Genomic DNA, 16,585 nt, shown 5'->3' with positions numbered 1-16,585 from the left:
TGGATAGCTATGAAGGTACTGGTTACCGGGGCGACCAGCGGCTTAGGCCGAAATGCGGTCGAATTTCTGCGCAATAAAGGCATCAGCGTCAGGGCTACCGGTCGCAACGAAGCGATGGGTAAACTGCTGCAAAAAATGGGCGCAGAGTTCGTCCATGCTGACCTGACGGAGCTGGTCTCCTCTCAGGCAAAGGTGATGCTCGCCGGTATCGACACGCTATGGCACTGTTCCAGTTTTACCTCCCCGTGGGGGACCCAGGAAGCCTTCGATCTCGCCAACGTGCGCGCCACCCGTCGTCTGGGCGAATGGGCCGTTGCCTGGGGCGTGCGTAACTTTATTCATATCTCGTCACCGTCACTCTATTTCGACTACCACCACCATCGTGACGTGCAGGAAGATTTCCGCCCTGCTCGCTTTGCCTGTGAATTTGCCCGCAGCAAGGCGGCCAGCGAAGAGGTGATTGACCTGCTGGCGCAGTCAAACCCGCATACCCGCTTTACGGTCCTGCGTCCGCAGAGCCTGTTCGGGCCGCACGACAAAGTGTTTATTCCGCGTCTGGCGCAGATGATGCACCACTACGGCAGCGTGCTGCTGCCGCGCGGCGGCGATGCGCTGGTGGATATGACCTATTACGAAAACGCCGTTCACGCTATGTGGCTGGCAAGCCAGCCGGACTGCGATAAGCTGATCTCCGGTCGCGCCTACAACATCACTAACGGCGAACCGTGCACGCTGCGCAGCATTGTGCAGCGGCTGATCGACGAACTGCAGATCGACTGCCGTATCCGTTCCGTGCCCTACCCGATGCTGGATATGATTGCCCGCAGCATGGAGCGTTTTGGCAGTAAATCGGCCAAAGAGCCTGCGCTGACGCATTACGGCGTCTCTAAACTCAACTTTGACTTCACGCTGGATATTTCGCGGGCGGAGAATGAGCTGGGGTATAAACCGGTTGTGACGCTGGATGAAGGGATTATGCGCACCGCGGCGTGGCTGCGGGATCACGGGAAGCTTCATCGCTAGCCTTTCTGCCCGGTGGCGGCTTCGCCTTACCGGGCCTACAACTGCACCGTATTGTTCCCTCGCCCCTTTGGGGAGAGGGTTAGGGTGAGGGGAAAGAGCAAACACTAAAACGGCAACCTTTCGGTTGCCGTTTGCTTTTACAGTGCCGTCCAGGCATCAACCCATGCCAGACCTGCGCCTGGCTCGTAGTATGCCGGGGCGTTGTTACACCAGCCGCTGTACGGGAACGGTTTGCACTGGAACAGTTTACCGTGGTTGTTCACGATATCACCTGCCTTGTACTTGCTGTTCGCGTTCCACGCGGCGTAAGAGCCGGAAGTGCCTTCGTCCTGAGACGGTGCCGCTTTCGCCTTCACGTTCAGAAGGTAAGAGGTGGTGCTGCTCAGTTCGCCATCGCTAACGGTCAGACTCACTTCAATCTGCTGTGCAGTGGCGGATTCTGGCGCCCTGAAGGTCACAACCGCTTTGTCCTGACCGGTCACGGTCTGACCATCCTGTGAACGCCAGGTGTAGGTCAGCTTGTTACCGTCGGCGTCTGTGGAGCCTTCCGCGCTCAGAGAGACCTGCGCACCGGCTTCAACGGCGCCGACTGGACCCGCAATATGCGCGACCGGGGCGTGGTTCACCGCCACCGGCTCAGCCGGGGTTTCATCCGGCGTCGGCGCTGGCGTTACCGGGTTTTCGTCCGGGGTGGTGGCAGAGCCATCGTCGTTCACAATGTTGACGTTAAAGAATTTCTGCACACACTTGCTGTAGTCACCCTCTTTAAAGGCGCTGAACGGCGTCTGGTAGCCCACCAGCTGGCAGGAGTAGGTCTGGCCGGTTGGGGTATCCGCGCTCCATCCCCAGTCCTGTTCCCAGTAAATCTTCAGGGCACCAGCACCGCCTTCATCAAACTGCTTCATGTTAGCGCAGCCCAGCACTTCGTTCGCCGGAACGGGCACTTTCAGGTAGTTCGCGAACTCTTTGTAGTACTTGATACGGTTTTGCGACTGGGCAATTTCAGTCGGGCCGCCGCACTCTACGCCACCGTTGATGATCTGGGTGGTCACGCCGAAGCCAGGGACCAGACCGTTGGCTTTATCGTGAGCGTTCGGCTGCCAGGTGCCGTCGATAACCTGCAGCATGCTTGGTTTTGGCGGCTGCGGGTAGGCGAAGAAGAAGATCGCACTCGCCAGGTTCAGCCAGGTGTCGGCCACCAGCTCAGGTTTTTCGAGCAGGGTATGCACGTCGCCGTACATCGCCTCAGAGAACGGACCGTAGTTGTAGTTGTAGGACAGCTGCTTCGCACCGCGACCGAAGTAGCTCAGGAAGTCGCCGTCTTTATCTTTCCCGCACGGCCAGGTCTGCCCCTGCCAGACGTCAGGGTTACATTCGCCGTTATAGCCGCCCTTCTGGCCTTCGCTCCAGCCCATTTCACGCACGTGAACCAGCGCCTGACGCCATTCGGCCTCCGGGCGCCAGCTCTCGTGGCCGCCGGTTTCCTGGGCAAAGTGGGCAAACATGGTAGCCAGCTCTTTACGACAGATGGCGTCGCTGTCGCGACCGTCGTTATAGGTCTTACACAGCGCCGGGAATTTACCTACCGCCTTCAGGAAGTTGCTGTAGGTGTACGCCTGCGCGCGCAGTGGGAAGAGATATTCCCAGTCGCTGGCCTTGACGATCCCTTCTACGCGCTTCACGTTTGCAGGGTTCGCCGCGCGGCCTGGCTCAATCATTTCTACCTGAGCATTGTCCAGCGTCTGAATAGTCTCTTTTACGGAGGCCATCAGCGGGAAGCTGGTCAGTTCTTTTTCCTTCTTCGCCAGATCGCTGGCTTTCATGGTGTACGGCTCACTGGGGGTTGCTTGCAGCGAGGCAGCCTGCACCATAAACGGGGCGACGCATGCGCCGGCAACGAGTACACTCAGTAACGTCCTTTTGTTCATTTCTGTATTCCTGTTAATAGAAGTTAAATTATAAAATCCCGGCTTATGTATTAATCCGTTAATAAATAAACCACAGACAGCTGTTTTCACTTTTCGAAGAACACCCTCGGGAATTCTTCAAAAATAAAAAACCTTAATAACGTGCCGCTAATTTCAATTGCTGATATTTCGCCCAGACTTTATGGGCATATTTCATGCGTTGCGGATAATTTTCTTTTTTTAACCCGGCGTTATACGCACCTACCGCCTCCCAGTTATAGCCATAGACCTTAATCATCCCGGACAGGATGGAAGCGCCGACCATGATGGAGGTACAGGGCTCGGTCATCAGCCGGTATTCATCGATCCCCCTGCTCTCAAGCTGCGCAAAATGGGAGCTGTTAATTTGCATTAGCCCGACATCACGCGTGCCGTCATGGTTTTGACCAACCGCGTACGGGTTCATGCCGGATTCAACGTTGGCGATGGCATATAATAAGTACGGATCGACATGATAATAATGCGCCGCTTTATCCCAACAGTTTGCCAGCGCGCTTTGGCTTATTATCAATAACAACAACATTACCTTTTTCATGTTTACCTGCTGTAAGCGTCTGTGATTTCTCCTTAGCAACATCCTGTAAAATGAATTTTGAATCACTCACCACCCCAAAAGGGTGGTGAGTGATTACTGGGCTATATTATTTGCAGTCTGTTGATGGGCCTTCTTTCACCCATACATCGCTCTTAGCCGGGTTATCACCGCGGGTCCACCATTTGGCACGGTAAACGTTGCCCTGGTAGGTTGTGGTTTCGCCGCCGTTGTAGACCAGGTCAGAACGCCAGTTCATCTTCACATTGCTGACCAGCTCCCAGGCATCCACACCGAAGCCAGGCTGGTTGCCCTGGGTCCAGTACTTCGCTTTCCACACCAGATGGTCGAAGCTTACGGTATCGCCATTGTTGTAGATTTTGCTGGCATCCCACGCGGCATATTTGCTGGCGTTAGCATCGACAGGCGCGTCGCAGCTACCGTTTGCAGTGCCTTCATCAGATGGCGGAGTCACCTCATCAGACGGAGGGGTAACCTCGTCAGCAGGTGGGGTCACGTCATCAGCCGGCGGCGTAACCTCAGCCGGTTTCGGATTCACGGTAACCTGCACGTTAGACTGCACGCTGGTTTTACCATCACCGACAACGACGCTCAGCGTGTAAGTAGACGTTGAAGTCACCTCTGGCGCAGCGATGGTCACGTTCGCGCTATCGGTTCCGGTTGCGTGCATATCCGCCGGAATGCTCCAGGCGTAGGTCAGCGCGTCGCCGTCAGGATCCGCCGCCTGGGCATGCAGAGCATAGGTTTCACCCGCCTGCAGCGTTACCGCTTCCATCTGATTGACTACCGGCGCCTGGTTCGCTTTTGGCGCTTTGTTCACGACCTGCACATCAATTGCGTTGCTCAGGCCTTTCGCATCCGTTACCGTCAGGCGGAACGCCAGGGTCTGGTCGCTGGTCACGGCCGCAACGTTGAAGGTCGCTTTGGCTTTGGTACTGTTGGTGAGGGTCACCGATGGACCAGAAATCTGGGTCCACTTGTAGGTGATAGCATCGCCATCCGGGTCGGTAGAGGCAGAGCCATCCAGCGTAACGGTTGCCGGGCCTGAGACGTTCTGATCGGAAGATGACGCGATTGGCGCATGGTTAGTCACCACCGGATCAACCGTTGTAGCGCTGCCCAGCAGGCTTTCGTTCATCGCGTTCAGGATATCGCCGTTGTCAGCATCAATAGACCAGGAGAACAGACCACCCAGTTTGTTGGCCAGGACGTATTTGCCTTTCGCGGCCGCGGAGCGGGCATCTTCATAGGAGATCAGATCGCCCGTTGATTTGTTGAAGACATAAGGCGCTTCAGCAGTCGCGTCGTAGCCATACTCCCAACCCGGCTTGCCTTTGTACTCATTTACGATCTGGCGATAGTCGACAACACCCGGTTCCCAGGTGCCTTTCACCATACCGGTTGCAGTACCGGTGAATGGATTATCGCCGGTGTAGCCGTGCACACCGGTCCAGCCACGGCCATACATACCTGTCCCCACGACGATCTTACCTGGCTGTACACCCTGCTGAAGCAGCGCATTCACGCCGTTTTCGGTGGTGTAGTTGGTATCTGGTCGCCATGACGGTGCGCGCAGTGCGGCCTGGTGGCCCAGGTCGGTGTTGCTCCAGCCGCCGTAGAAGTCATAGCTCATCAGGAAGATGTGGTCGAGATACTGTTGAGCGGTGGTGTAATCCACATCCTCAACTTTATCTTTACCGGCGCCAATGGCGCTGGTCAGCTCGTAGGAACGGCCCGTTTCGCTTGACAGTTCATTGAGCATCGCACGGAGATCGTGCATCAGCGCAGTGTAGGTCGCTTTATCCTGCTGCGGATTACCGAGATTTTCATTCACACCGCCGCCGCCAGGGAATTCCCAGTCGATATCCACACCGTCAAAGAACTTCCAGGTTTGCAGGAAATCTTTTACAGACGATACAAAGCGAGCGCGGATCGCAGGATCGCCCATGTGGAAGAACGGATCGGACAAGGTCCAGCCACCGATGGATGGCAGGACTTTCAGGCCGGGATGCGCTTTTTTCAGCGCCATCAGCTGGCCGAAGTTCCCTTTGTAGGGGTCATCCCATCCAGACACGCCAGCCTGCGGTTTTTGCAGGGCAGCCCATGGGTCGTGGATAGCCACGGTATAGTCCGGGCGGCCTGCACAATCACGCTGCAATACGGCGAAGCTGTTACCACCTTCAACGGTTTTCAGACCATCGTTGATGCCATCGCCACCGCAGATTGGAATAAAGCCGTACAGGATGTGGTTCAGGTTAGCGGCAGGGATTTTATCAACCGGGAAGTTACGGCCGTATACGCCCCACTCAGGGAAATAGGCCCCGACGACCTTATCGGTATGCTCAGAGAAGGTTTTATTGTTCTCTTTCATGGTTGTATTCAGCGGCAGCAGATGGCTACCGTCGGTGTCCGCCACAATAATCAGCTTGCTGGCACTTTTGGTACAGCCGCTGGCGTTACACAACTCAACCTGTTCCTGGTAACGGCCACCTTTTTTCACTTTAAACGTCGCGGAGCCGGAAGCGCTACCGGCTCCGGTCCAGACAGGGGTGCCATCAAGCAGAACTTTTGCAGACGTTGGCGCAGCGCCACTCCAGACATTCCACTCAACTTTCACATCCACGCCATCTTTATGCACTTTGACAAGGCTGTTGTAGTCCTGAGCAGCCTGGTCTACCTCTACCAGCGCAAATTTATCATTGCCGCTGCTGATAGTCGGTGTACCCGGTGCTGCTGCAAATGCGGACCCGGATGCCGCCGCAATGAAGAGCGCCAGATATTTAGGCTTCATAAATTTCATTTTTATTTCCTGATAAATTTATTCGTGACGTTAATAATCCATGCCTTCCTTGAGAGCATGGAATCTATTTGCATAATGCGTATTTAAACAACCTTACAACCGTGACAAGAAAATATTTTTCTGCGTTGTATTCCTCCATAAAAAGATACAAGCCAAAATTCCGTATAGCTTATATCCCTTACGATACACTGAGCGCAAAGAGACGTCCTGCTCTTACACCGTCGAAAAAATTGACAAAAAAACTTGACCGAAATATTTAAAATATGAAAGAAAACTGCTGCCCAATAAACACCACTATTCCAGCAAATGAGAGATAGGGTCCGAAAGCAATAATGAGGTTATTTTTATTTAAGATATTCAGGATGAAATAACCGACAATACCGCTTAAGGCGGCGACTAATACCAGCGTGGGTAACGCCTGCCAGCCGCACCAGGCCCCCAAAGCCGCCAGCAGCTTAAAATCGCCATAGCCCAGCCCTTCCCGCCCGGTACCAAGCCGAAATGCCCAGTAGAGCAGCCAAAGAGAGAGATAACCTGCCACGGCGCCAAAAAGCGCATCGCGTAGCGGCATCGTATGGTCAAACGTATGGAGCAACAGGCCAGCCCACAGCAGAGGCTGCGTCAGGCAATCCGGCAGCAGCTGATGCCGCCAGTCGATCAAGGACAGAGGCAACAAGAACGCCGCCAGTACCCACAGGGAGAACAAGACCTGTACGTTTGGCATACACCAGGCGGTGACGCCAAAAAACAGCGCGGAAAAAAGTTCGATCAAAAATATCCTCAATGGGATACCCACGCCGCAGCGGCTACAACGTCCATGCAGGAGAAGCCAGCTGACCAGCGGAATATTCTCCCAGGCGGCCAGGGTGTGCTGACACGCCGGGCAGTGCGACGCCGGAAAGAGCAAATTACCGCCGTCCTCTTCCTCCATCACCATGCCCGGTACGCGCTCGGCGACGACGCCCAGAAAGCTCCCCACAATGCCGCCCAGAATCGCACTCATCAGCGGGAACCTCACCGGGTAGACCTCCCGCATCAGCGCGAAGGTGTTCATGCGGCTTTGCTCCAGGTGAGCTGGACTTCCGCTTTTACATCACTGAGGCGATCGACCGGCGTGAGGTTCATTTTTTGCAGCCTGACGCCGGAGGTCTGGTTTATTTCCCGCAGCCAGTTCTTTAATTCGTAGACGTTAACGCGATTTACGACGAACGATAAGGTTTGTCCATCCTGACGCACATCCGTCAGAGGAAGATTAATTTCCTGTGCGCTACTCTCCACCACCGTACGCGGATTATCTGTTTTGACAATCTGGACCTGGATATGGTTTTTATCTATTTCACTGCGCATCCAGTTCAGCGTCTCTTTTTGTCTGCTCAGCGTGGCTTTACTGTTCAGAATCATATTATCCAGCGGGATCATGCCTGCGTAATAAACGGCCGCCCCCGCCAGGGCAACGGCACATATTTTTATAATGGCTTTTTCCCTGGCGCTGTAATTCTGATAACGAGACTTAAGCTGCGCGATTCGCTCTTTCATTTATATTTCCCTGCAATCATGGCGGTATAAGGTGCAGCGGTAGAAACAGGCTGCAGGGTAAAATCAAAATTTTCCCCCGCCTGATTCACAAACGTCTGCAACGCGGTTTGGTTTTGCGCACTGACGCTCAGCGTCAGCGTGTTCTGTTGGGCGTCGTATTCCAGCAGATCGATTTCCATCGCCGGCACGGCCTGCCTGGCTTTCTCCAACGTTTCAAGCTGCAAAAATACCCCTTTGGTCTGCTTTTTCATGTTTTGATCAAAGTGGTATTTGATGTTGGTCTTCTGACGCATACTCGGAAAATGGTGCTGAAAAACCTGAGCGATCTCCTGCTGATTAGCATTCTCCTGCTGCACCAGCATCCAGGCCATGGCGACGCGCGGGCCGAGCAACAGGCCGAGAGACAGCAGGCCCGCTGCGGCCATTGCCGCTTTGATGCCTTTCGTGGCTTTACCCGAGCCCGCTTTCGCGCTGAATTCACCGTGCATGATATTCACGCGGCAGGTTTGCCACTGCGGCTGGATCAGTACCAGCGGATGCTGCCAGGGCTGCAGGAGGTCAACGTCAACTCCTTCAGGCTGTGCGCCGTAGCAGCACACCTCGCCCGCTTTTTGCATCAGCAGCGGCAGCAGGCTGGCCTCCATCTCCCCAGCGGTGTGGGTAGATAAACGCAGCCAGTAGCTTTCATCCTGCTTGACCAGCGTGCTTCCTCCCTCTGCTACCGGCAGCAGCCAGGCATCCGGCAACGCCTGGATCACCTTCATTCCGGCGGCCTGAAAACGGGTTAACCATCCGCGCAGCAGGTCGGCATCAATCGCCACCGCATCGACCTCGGCGCCCTTTTTGTTGAGCACCGTCCAGTGAAGATTATCCACGTCACCAATCAGCGTCTCTTCCGCCATCCACGAGAATGCCGTCGCCTGCGAGGCAACTTTCTTCGGCAGCGTAAAGTGGCGGAAGATCATGTTGCTGGCAGGCAGCAGCAGGCAAACGCGTGCCGCCAGGGGATGGTTAATCAGCGCATCCAGGCTATCCAGCGTCTCAACCTGCTCGCTGCCGGAGACACACCACATTATTTTCCCGCCCTCGCGGCTGTCGGGACGAACAAAAAGGACCTGTTTCATAGCGTTCTACTTTTCTTATTCAATCATTCGGTAACGGCGCTGCCACGTCACGATCTCACCGGCTTCGTTATTGACCTGAAGCTGGCTCACCACGCGAAGCGTTAATTCATCGGTATTGCCGGTATAATTGACGCGGAAATACCGGCTGTTAATGGAGAGATAGTCGGCCACCTGCGGAAGGTCGTCTTTCAACTGCGGGAAGGCCTGCTCCAGCGCTTTGCTGAAGGTTTCCATACTTTCCCAGCCGGTTTCAGGACGCGATTCAATCAGGCGAACGGCATCATCTTCATTGAGTTTTCCCGGGAACAGCGCGGCCAGTAAGGCGGCCTGCTCCGGTTTCAGGGTATTCACATCCACCTTGCTGGCGGCGTCCGGCAGCGCGCACAGCAGCTTGCTCACCTTCGGGTAAGCGGCCGCCGGGAACGCGGGCAGCAGCGTGATCTCCGCAATGGTGCGCATCATCTGGTTCGCCGGTTGGCGAGCGGGCACCACGCCAGCCCAGGCATCGGTCTCTGCACCCTCTTTGGCCGTCGTCGTGTCGCCATCGAGATAGTCCACCAGCTGCAGATACACCTCTTCCGCATTGGTCTGGCTCAGGCCGCTCTGCGTCAGAAGCTGTTCAACAATCTGTTCTCTGCGGGGCTTTTCCGGCATCGCCGGGGCGTTTTGCCCCTGGGCAACTTTCTCGACCGCCAGCAGGTTGTTGACGTTAAAGCAGTCCTGCGCGTCTTCCACCTGGCCGACCACCGTGTAGTCTTCGCCCCGGGTTTCCAGCGGCTGATGCCAGTCGCCGTCGGGGGAGAGCGCTTTGCTTTCCCCGCTGGCGTCGGCCTGCAGCCGGTCCTTCGCCACCTTTTCCTGGGCCTGCATCGCCCAGCGCAGCTGCTGCTGGCTTACCTGGTAATGCGTTTTTTGCAGGTTGCGGCAGAACTGCTGGCTGATTTTGGCAGCCAGCGCCGACATCATCACCAGCAGGATCAGCACCACCAGCAGGGCTACGCCTTTCTGTTTACGCAATGCACTCATGATTTTGCTTCCGGTGGCGGTACGGGTGCGTTTGCTGGTGCAGCCGCTTCAGGCAGATCGCCCGGCGTCGTAAATACCCAGCGCCAGGTATCGCCATTTTCCATGGTCAACGTCAGCTCCACGCCGTCCGGCAGATGCGCCGGGTCGCTCCAGCTTTTCTGCCAGCCCTCACGGTAAAAACGCCACTGCAGGGATTTCACGTCGCTGACAATCGGCACCTCGTCGGGTTTCGCGTCCGCCGGGCCGTCAATCACCGGCCAGACGTCGCGATACAGACGCCCTTGTTCCAGCCGCCAGCGCACGCGCTCCAGCTGGACCGTGTCGCTCACGCCGTTCAGCGTGGTCAGCTCAAGCGCATCGTCCGCCTGACGGAACAGATCCGGCTCGTTGCGCGGCGCGCGCGCCTGCAGCTGGTAGAAATCACGCTCCATCAGGTTCCATGCGCGCTGCAGCTGATTGAGCTTCGCCGCGCTGGCATCGGTGGCCGAACTGGTGCGCATCGCCCCGTCCAGAATTTGCCAGGCCAGGGTGCCGATCACCGCAAAGATGGTCAGGGCAATCATGATCTCCAGCAGGGTAAAACCGCGCTGGCGTCGGGTTCTCTTCACTGGCTCTCTCCTGGCCCAACGATCTGCAGCGAAATAACCGGCTGGCTGTCGTCGCCTTCCGCATACACGCGAATCGCGTTAGCCCAGCCGTTGTCGGCGGTTTTGACCCGCTGCTTGCGCCAGTTCCAGCCGCGCCCGCCCATGATTTCCGTTCCCTGCTCCCCAGCATCCGGGAAGTCGGTTTTAGCGAGCTGCGCTTCCGCCAGCTGGTTCTCGGCCACCCAACTGGCCTGCAGCGTGTCGGCCAGCCCGTGGGTAAAACGCACGTTCAGGGAGACCGAGTTCATCAGCGCCAGCGCGGCGGTGGAGAAGATGACCAGCGCGACCATCACCTCCAGCAGCGTCATCCCGTTCTGCTTAACCTTGCCTTTAGTCATCGTCCTCTACCGATACCGGGGCCGCGCCCTGCGACACCACGCGGAAATGGTGCTGTTTGTCGTAGCTTTGCAGCGTCAGCGTAAAGCGGCCAATCTCACCGTCCGGCAGAAAGAGGATCTGGGGATCGGCCTCGACGGTGGCCGCCAGACGCTGGGGCGACAGCGATACATGCATCTCCTGCGGAAAATCGCCTTTGGTGGTAATTCGTCCGGCAGATAAAGGCACCCAGTGACGCACGCCATTTTTATCGTCTAGCGTGACCAGCTGATATTTATCGGTGGTGATTACCAGCCCGACGATATTTCCGTCCATTACCGCGCGGTCTGAACCATAATCAACGAGGGCTTTTAATTGCTGGCCAAATATATCCGCACCGCTGCGTGAGGGTATTGTTGACACCACCATCATGGCGCAACTGGCAAATATCACCAGCGCCAGAATAATTTCCAGCAATGTAAAGCCGCGTTGATTTTTCATTATTTCTCTTTCTTATCCAGAGACCAGTTCGTAATATCATCGGCGGTATTGGCTTCACCGTCCGGACCGGCAGAGAAGACGTCAACTGCGCCGTGTTCGCCCGGGCTGACGAGCAGATAATCGTTTCCCCACGGGTCCTGCGGCAGGCGGCGAATATAGCCGTCAGCGCGGTAGCCATTCGGGATGGGTGCGATTTCAGGCTTGGTCACCAGCGCCTGCAGGCCCTGCTCTGTTGTCGGGTAGCGGTGGTTATCGAGCTTATACATATCCAGCGAGCCTTCGAGTGCGACAATATCGCTGGTCGCTTTTTGCGTATCCGCTTTTTCTTTATTGCCCATTAAGTTTGGTACCACCATACTCGCTAAAACGCCGAGAATAACGATCACCACCATTAATTCGAGCAAGGTAAAGCCCGCCTGGCGAGCCAGGTTTTTACGTTTTATAGCCATGATTTAACCTACCATATTATTAAGTTGCAGAAGCGGCTGTAATATTGACAGCACGATAAATAAAACAATCGTCGCCATGGAGACCACCAGCGCCGGTTCAAATACCGACAGCGTTAACGTAATTCGATGCTGTAATGCCGACTCCTGGTTTTCCGCCGCGCGGTCCATTAAATTGCCGAGCTCCCCGCTCTCTTCGCCGGAGGCAATCATGTACAGCATGGTTGGCGGGAATAATTTCGCCTGTTCAAGCGCAGCATATAAAGATGCCCCCTGGCGCACGGTATCGGCGGCCTGCTCCAGCACCTGCCGGGCGTAGAGGTTTTCGATACCGTCCATCGCGATATACATCCCTTCGAGCAGCGGCACGCTGCTGGCCTGCAGAATACTCAGGGTTCGGATATAGCGGGCGCTGTTGATGGCGCACACCAGCTTTTTAATCGGCGAGCCGTTCACCAGCCAGCTGTGCCAGCGAAAGCGGTTTTTGGTATTTCTGAGCCAGGTCTTAAAGCCGATAAACCCACCGGCCAGGATCCCGACAATATAGATGCCGTACGCCTGCAGGAAATCGCTCACCGCGATCAGCGTGCGGGTGGTGATCGGCAGCTGCTGTTTCATGTGGGTGAACTGCTCGATCACCTGCGGGACCACCGCCACCAGCAGAATGCCGATCACCGCGATGGCCACCACCGTCAGGGTAATCGGGTAGACCATCGCCTGCGTCAGCTTGCTTTTCATCTTCTGACGCTGCTCGTTGTACTCCGCCAGCTTCTCCAGCACGTCGCCCAGGTGACCGGTCTTTTCACCGGCCATCACCAGCGTGCAGTAAAGCTTGTCGAAGGTGCGCGGGAACTGGCTGAAGGCGTCAAACAGCGTGTGCCCTTCCACCACCTTTTCACGAATTTCCACCACCATCGCCGCCAGCTTTTTGTCTTCCGTCTGCTTCGAGATCGCCTTCAGCGCGCTTTCCAGCGGCAGCGCGGCGTTGACCAGCGTGGAAAGCTGACGGGTAAACAACGACAGCACCGACGTGGAGAGCTTAGGCCCGGTTTTCGCTTTTCCGGCAGCCGCCGCCTCGCGGCTTTCGGTGATGCTGACGGGCATCAGCTTTTGCTCACGCAGCATCTGGCGAACCTGCTTTTGCCCCTCGGCCTGCAGCGTGCCGCGCCGGGTTTTGCCCGCCGCATCCGTCGCCGTCCAGGCGTAGAAGGCCATTACTCATCCCCTCCACGCTCGGCGGTGACGCGCATCACCTCTTCCAGAGAGGTGATGCCGCTAATCACCTTCAGCAGCCCGTTTTCGCGCAGGCTGTAGGCCTGCTTAAACAGCTGCGTTTCGATGGACATTTCGTCCTTATCTTCATGGATGGCGCGGCGCATGGTGCTGTCCACCACCAGGAACTCATGAATACCGGCGCGGCCCTGATAGCCGCTCTGGCGGCAGTGCTCGCAGCCCACCGCGCGATAGATCGCTTTGGGCGGCGCGTCCATAAAGCTGTACAGCGCTTTTTCATTGTCATCCAGCGGACTGGTGGTCCGGCAGCGGGTACACAGCCGACGCACCAGACGCTGGGCAATGACACCGAGCAACGATGAACCGATTAAAAACGACTCCAGCCCCATATCGCGCAGGCGGGTAATCGCCCCTGCGGCGCTGTTGGTATGCAGCGTAGACATGACCAGGTGACCGGTGAGTGACGCCTGCACCGCAATTTGCGCGGTTTCGCCGTCGCGAATTTCACCGATCATCACCACGTCCGGGTCCTGACGCAGAATAGCGCGCAGCCCGCGGGCAAAGGTCATGTCCACGCGCGGGTTAACCTGCGTCTGCCCCACCCCTTCCAGCTCGTATTCAATCGGATCTTCAACGGTCAGAATGTTGCGCTCATGACCGTTCAGCGCCGAGAGAATGGCGTACAGAGTGGTACTTTTCCCGGAGCCCGTGGGCCCGGTGACCAGGATGATGCCGTGCGGGCGGTCAATCAGCCCTTTTAACTTCTCCAGCTCTTCATCAATCAGGCCCAGCTTGTTGATGTCGGGCTTCAGGTTGCTTTTATCGAGCAGGCGCATGACCACGCGCTCGCCGTACTGGGACGGAATGGTCGAGACGCGCACGTCGATGGCCTTGCGGCCGATGCGCAGAGAGATACGGCCATCCTGCGGCAGGCGCTTCTCGGCGATGTCCAGTTTCGACATGACCTTGATGCGCGACACCAGCAGCGGTGCCAGCTTGCGCGCCGGCTGCAGCACCGGGCGCAGCACGCCGTCAACGCGGAAGCGAATACTCAGCGTGCGCTCGAAGGTTTCGATATGAATATCCGACGCGCCGTCCTTCACCGCCTCGCCGAGAATGGCGTTGATCAGGCGGATCACCGGCGAGTTCTCGTCGTTATCAAGCAGGTCTTCGTTATCCGGGATCTCCTCGGTTAACGCCATCAGGTCGATATCCGCGTCCATATCATCCACCAGCTGCTGCGAAACGCCGCTGCTCTGCTGCCAGATCTTGGCCAGCAGCTCGTCAAAGGCTTCAGATGTCAGGGTGACCGGGACGAACGCGCGTCCCAGCACCCGGCGCACCTCCAGCAGTGCAAACGCCGGGGTGTTATCACGGATATAGACGTCGTTGTTGTAAAACAGAACGCCGTTATCTTTTGCGTAGCTGCTGCTACACAGGGTTTTAGTCAGTTCGTCCACGGTGCCCTCGCCGCCTTAGTGTTTAAACGGATTGCGCGGTGTGCTGGCGCTGGTTTTTACCGGCGCGGCGCTGGCGTCGACGGGAAACGCGGGCAGTACCGCGTTATCCGTTGGTTCGATAATGCCGAGCTTTTTCTCTTCCACGCGCTGCTGCTGGCGGGCGCGGATCTGGTCATATTTCTCTTTCGACGCCGCGCTGTAGTTGTCGTCGTCGCGCAGCACGGTGGTATGGATAAACACCATCAGATTGCGTTTCGACGTATCCTGCGAGGTATAGCGGAACAGCTGGCCGACCAGCGGGATATCGCCCAGCAGCGGCACTTTGGAGACCGATTGTTTGGTGACGTTCTCCATCAGGCCGCCGAGCACCACCGTCTGCCCGCTGTGCACCATCACTTCGTTGTTGATGGTACGGGTGTTGAAGGTTGGGCCGAGGCTGGCATCTTCCGTCGCGCTGTTGTCGACGCTGGAGACTTCCTGCTCAATCTTCAGGTGGATCATGTCGCCATCGTTGATTTGCGGCACAATTTTCAGCTTGGTCCCGACCGTCTTGCGCTCAACGGAGTTAAAGACGTTGTCGCCACTGGTGGTCTGGGAGCCGGAAAGCACCGGCACGTCCTGACCGACGTTGAACGACGCCTCTTTGTTATCCAGCGTGACCACGCTTGGCGTGGAGAGAATATCGTTTTTGCCGTCGGTGGAGAGCGCGGTCATCAGCGCCCCGAAATCGCCGTTAAAGAAGCCGGTCGCAAGGCCGGTGAAGCTCGCCCCCTTCATGGTGCCGTTTTTAATCTGGCTGATTGGCAGGCCGGTGGAGCCGAACTGCACGCCGCCGTGCTTGCTGGTCCACTGCACGCCGAGATCCAGGCCGTTACCGTCCTGCACTTCAGCAATGATGGCTTCCACCAGCACCTGTGGACGACGGATGTCGAGCTTGTCGATCACCTTCTCAAGGGAGTTCATCACGTTAGGCTGGGCGGTGATCACCAGCGAGTTGGTGGCCTCGTCGGCGGTAATGTTCAGATCGCTGGACGCGGTGGCGGTTTTCGCCTTCGGCGTACTGGCCTTGTCCTTCAGCTGTTCACCTATCCCGGTCAGCACCGGAACCACCTTCGTGGCGCTGGCATATTTGAGGTAGAAGACGCGGGTATTCCCCTCGTTGTTCTGCTCGCGGTCCAACTGATGGATCAGAGAGCGGGTACGCATGCGCGCATCTTCCGAGCCGCTGATCACCAGGCTGTTGGTTTCGTCATCCGCCACCACTTTAGTGGCCAGCTGCGGCGCGTTCTGCCCCTTCTGCTCTTCATTGTTGAGGTTGTTCAACATGTCGGAGAGCTCTTTGGCGGAGGCAAAGCGCAGCGGCACGATCTCGCGGCGCTGAATCCCGTCTTTGTCCACGCGCTGAACCAGATCCACCAGGCGGTTCACCACCGAGGCTTTACCGGTCAACAGCAGCACGTTGGACGGTTCAAAGTGCACCACGTTGCCGATGCCGGTGGCATCGTTGAGCTGGCGCAGCAGCGGGGCAAGTTCACGTACCGGCACATTTTCCATGCGCACGACGCGGGTGATGATCTCATCACCTTTACCCGGGTTTTTGCTGTCTGCCAGCGGCGCGCCGGCGGTACGGGCCACGCTGGAACGCACTACTTTAATCATGCCGTTGTCCATCGGGATCACCGACAGGCCGTACAAATCCAGCACGCTCAGGAAGAACTGGTAATACTCATCTTCCGTCAGCACGTTGTAGGTTCGCACCGACACCGAGCCCTGCACGGACGGATCGACGAGTATGGTTTTATTCAGATTGCGGCCTACCGTATCGATAAACTCGCGGATATCGGTATTTTTAAAGCTCGCGCTAAAGTTGGCTGCAAGCAGCGAACTTGAATATAACGACAATGCGGTCAGCGCCACGCACGCCCAGGGAAATTTCTTCATGTCTGTACACTTG

The 16,585-nt window shown here is 56.8% G+C and carries 15 protein-coding genes; 1 reads left to right on the top strand and 14 read right to left on the bottom strand.

Features of this window, described 5'->3' with window-relative positions:
* Window positions 1-9 precede the first annotated feature (9 nt).
* Window positions 10-1,023: an NAD-dependent epimerase/dehydratase family protein gene (locus AC0TN7_RS18375; RefSeq protein WP_024907825.1), complete on the top strand. Its 1,014-nt coding sequence runs from the start codon at window positions 10-12 to the stop codon at window positions 1,021-1,023.
* Window positions 1,024-1,160: 137 nt separating this feature from the next.
* On the opposite strand, the gene AC0TN7_RS18370 is transcribed toward AC0TN7_RS18375, so the two are convergent.
* The 14 genes from AC0TN7_RS18370 to gspD all read right to left on the bottom strand — a co-directional run bounded on the left by AC0TN7_RS18370 (window position 1,161) and on the right by gspD (window position 16,572).
* Complete coding sequence (locus AC0TN7_RS18370; protein WP_473702330.1) at window positions 1,161-2,951, bottom strand: glycoside hydrolase family 19 protein; 1,791 nt, start codon at window positions 2,949-2,951, stop codon at window positions 1,161-1,163.
* A 133-nt stretch (window positions 2,952-3,084) separates the two neighbouring features.
* Window positions 3,085-3,525: a type III secretion system invasion protein IagB gene (gene iagB / locus AC0TN7_RS18365; RefSeq protein ID WP_024907827.1), complete on the bottom strand. Its 441-nt coding sequence runs from the start codon at window positions 3,523-3,525 to the stop codon at window positions 3,085-3,087.
* A 106-nt stretch (window positions 3,526-3,631) separates the two neighbouring features.
* On the bottom strand, window positions 3,632-6,343 hold the full coding sequence (locus AC0TN7_RS18360; protein WP_473702329.1) for a glycosyl hydrolase family 18 protein: 2,712 nt from the start codon (window positions 6,341-6,343) through the stop codon (window positions 3,632-3,634).
* Window positions 6,344-6,599: 256 nt separating this feature from the next.
* Window positions 6,600-7,397: a prepilin peptidase gene (locus AC0TN7_RS18355; protein ID WP_473702328.1), complete on the bottom strand. Its 798-nt coding sequence runs from the start codon at window positions 7,395-7,397 to the stop codon at window positions 6,600-6,602.
* The gene (gspM, locus tag AC0TN7_RS18350) at window positions 7,394-7,879 is read right to left on the bottom strand and encodes a type II secretion system protein M (protein WP_048990955.1); all 486 of its coding nucleotides are present in this window, start codon (window positions 7,877-7,879) and stop codon (window positions 7,394-7,396) included. The genes AC0TN7_RS18355 and gspM overlap by 4 nt, the downstream gene beginning before the upstream one ends.
* Window positions 7,876-9,003, bottom strand: a complete 1,128-nt coding sequence (gene gspL, locus AC0TN7_RS18345) for a type II secretion system protein GspL (protein WP_473702327.1) — start codon at window positions 9,001-9,003, stop codon at window positions 7,876-7,878. The genes gspM and gspL overlap by 4 nt, the downstream gene beginning before the upstream one ends.
* A 15-nt stretch (window positions 9,004-9,018) precedes the next feature.
* The gene (gene gspK / locus AC0TN7_RS18340) at window positions 9,019-10,029 is read right to left on the bottom strand and encodes a type II secretion system minor pseudopilin GspK (RefSeq protein WP_463726917.1); all 1,011 of its coding nucleotides are present in this window, start codon (window positions 10,027-10,029) and stop codon (window positions 9,019-9,021) included.
* Window positions 10,026-10,637 (bottom strand): type II secretion system minor pseudopilin GspJ, encoded by a 612-nt coding sequence (gene gspJ, locus AC0TN7_RS18335; protein ID WP_473702326.1) that lies wholly within the window; start codon window positions 10,635-10,637, stop codon window positions 10,026-10,028. Before gspJ ends, gspK begins: the two co-directional genes overlap by 4 nt.
* Window positions 10,634-11,014, bottom strand: coding sequence for a type II secretion system minor pseudopilin GspI (gene gspI, locus AC0TN7_RS18330; RefSeq protein WP_463726919.1), 381 nt, complete (start codon window positions 11,012-11,014; stop codon window positions 10,634-10,636). Before gspI ends, gspJ begins: the two co-directional genes overlap by 4 nt.
* Entirely contained in the window at window positions 11,007-11,492 is a 486-nt protein-coding gene (gene gspH / locus AC0TN7_RS18325) for a type II secretion system minor pseudopilin GspH (protein WP_248163730.1), read from the bottom strand. The genes gspI and gspH overlap by 8 nt, the downstream gene beginning before the upstream one ends.
* Complete coding sequence (gene gspG, locus AC0TN7_RS18320) at window positions 11,492-11,941, bottom strand: type II secretion system major pseudopilin GspG (RefSeq protein ID WP_024907836.1); 450 nt, start codon at window positions 11,939-11,941, stop codon at window positions 11,492-11,494. Before gspG ends, gspH begins: the two co-directional genes overlap by 1 nt.
* A gap of 3 nt (window positions 11,942-11,944) precedes the next feature.
* Window positions 11,945-13,153 (bottom strand): type II secretion system inner membrane protein GspF, encoded by a 1,209-nt coding sequence (gspF, locus tag AC0TN7_RS18315; RefSeq protein WP_463726920.1) that lies wholly within the window; start codon window positions 13,151-13,153, stop codon window positions 11,945-11,947.
* Window positions 13,153-14,631 carry a type II secretion system ATPase GspE gene (gene gspE, locus AC0TN7_RS18310; RefSeq protein ID WP_463726921.1) on the bottom strand — a complete coding sequence of 493 codons (1,479 nt, stop codon included), beginning with the start codon at window positions 14,629-14,631 and terminating at the stop codon, window positions 13,153-13,155. Before gspE ends, gspF begins: the two co-directional genes overlap by 1 nt.
* A gap of 15 nt (window positions 14,632-14,646) precedes the next feature.
* On the bottom strand, window positions 14,647-16,572 hold the full coding sequence (gene gspD / locus AC0TN7_RS18305; RefSeq protein WP_024907839.1) for a type II secretion system secretin GspD: 1,926 nt from the start codon (window positions 16,570-16,572) through the stop codon (window positions 14,647-14,649).
* Window positions 16,573-16,585: the final 13 nt, after the last annotated feature.

The organism is Enterobacter sp. PL_is511, from assembly GCF_055816065.1.
The sequence above is the reverse complement of the archived record's forward strand: the minus strand, read 5'-3'. Positions and strand labels throughout refer to the sequence as shown.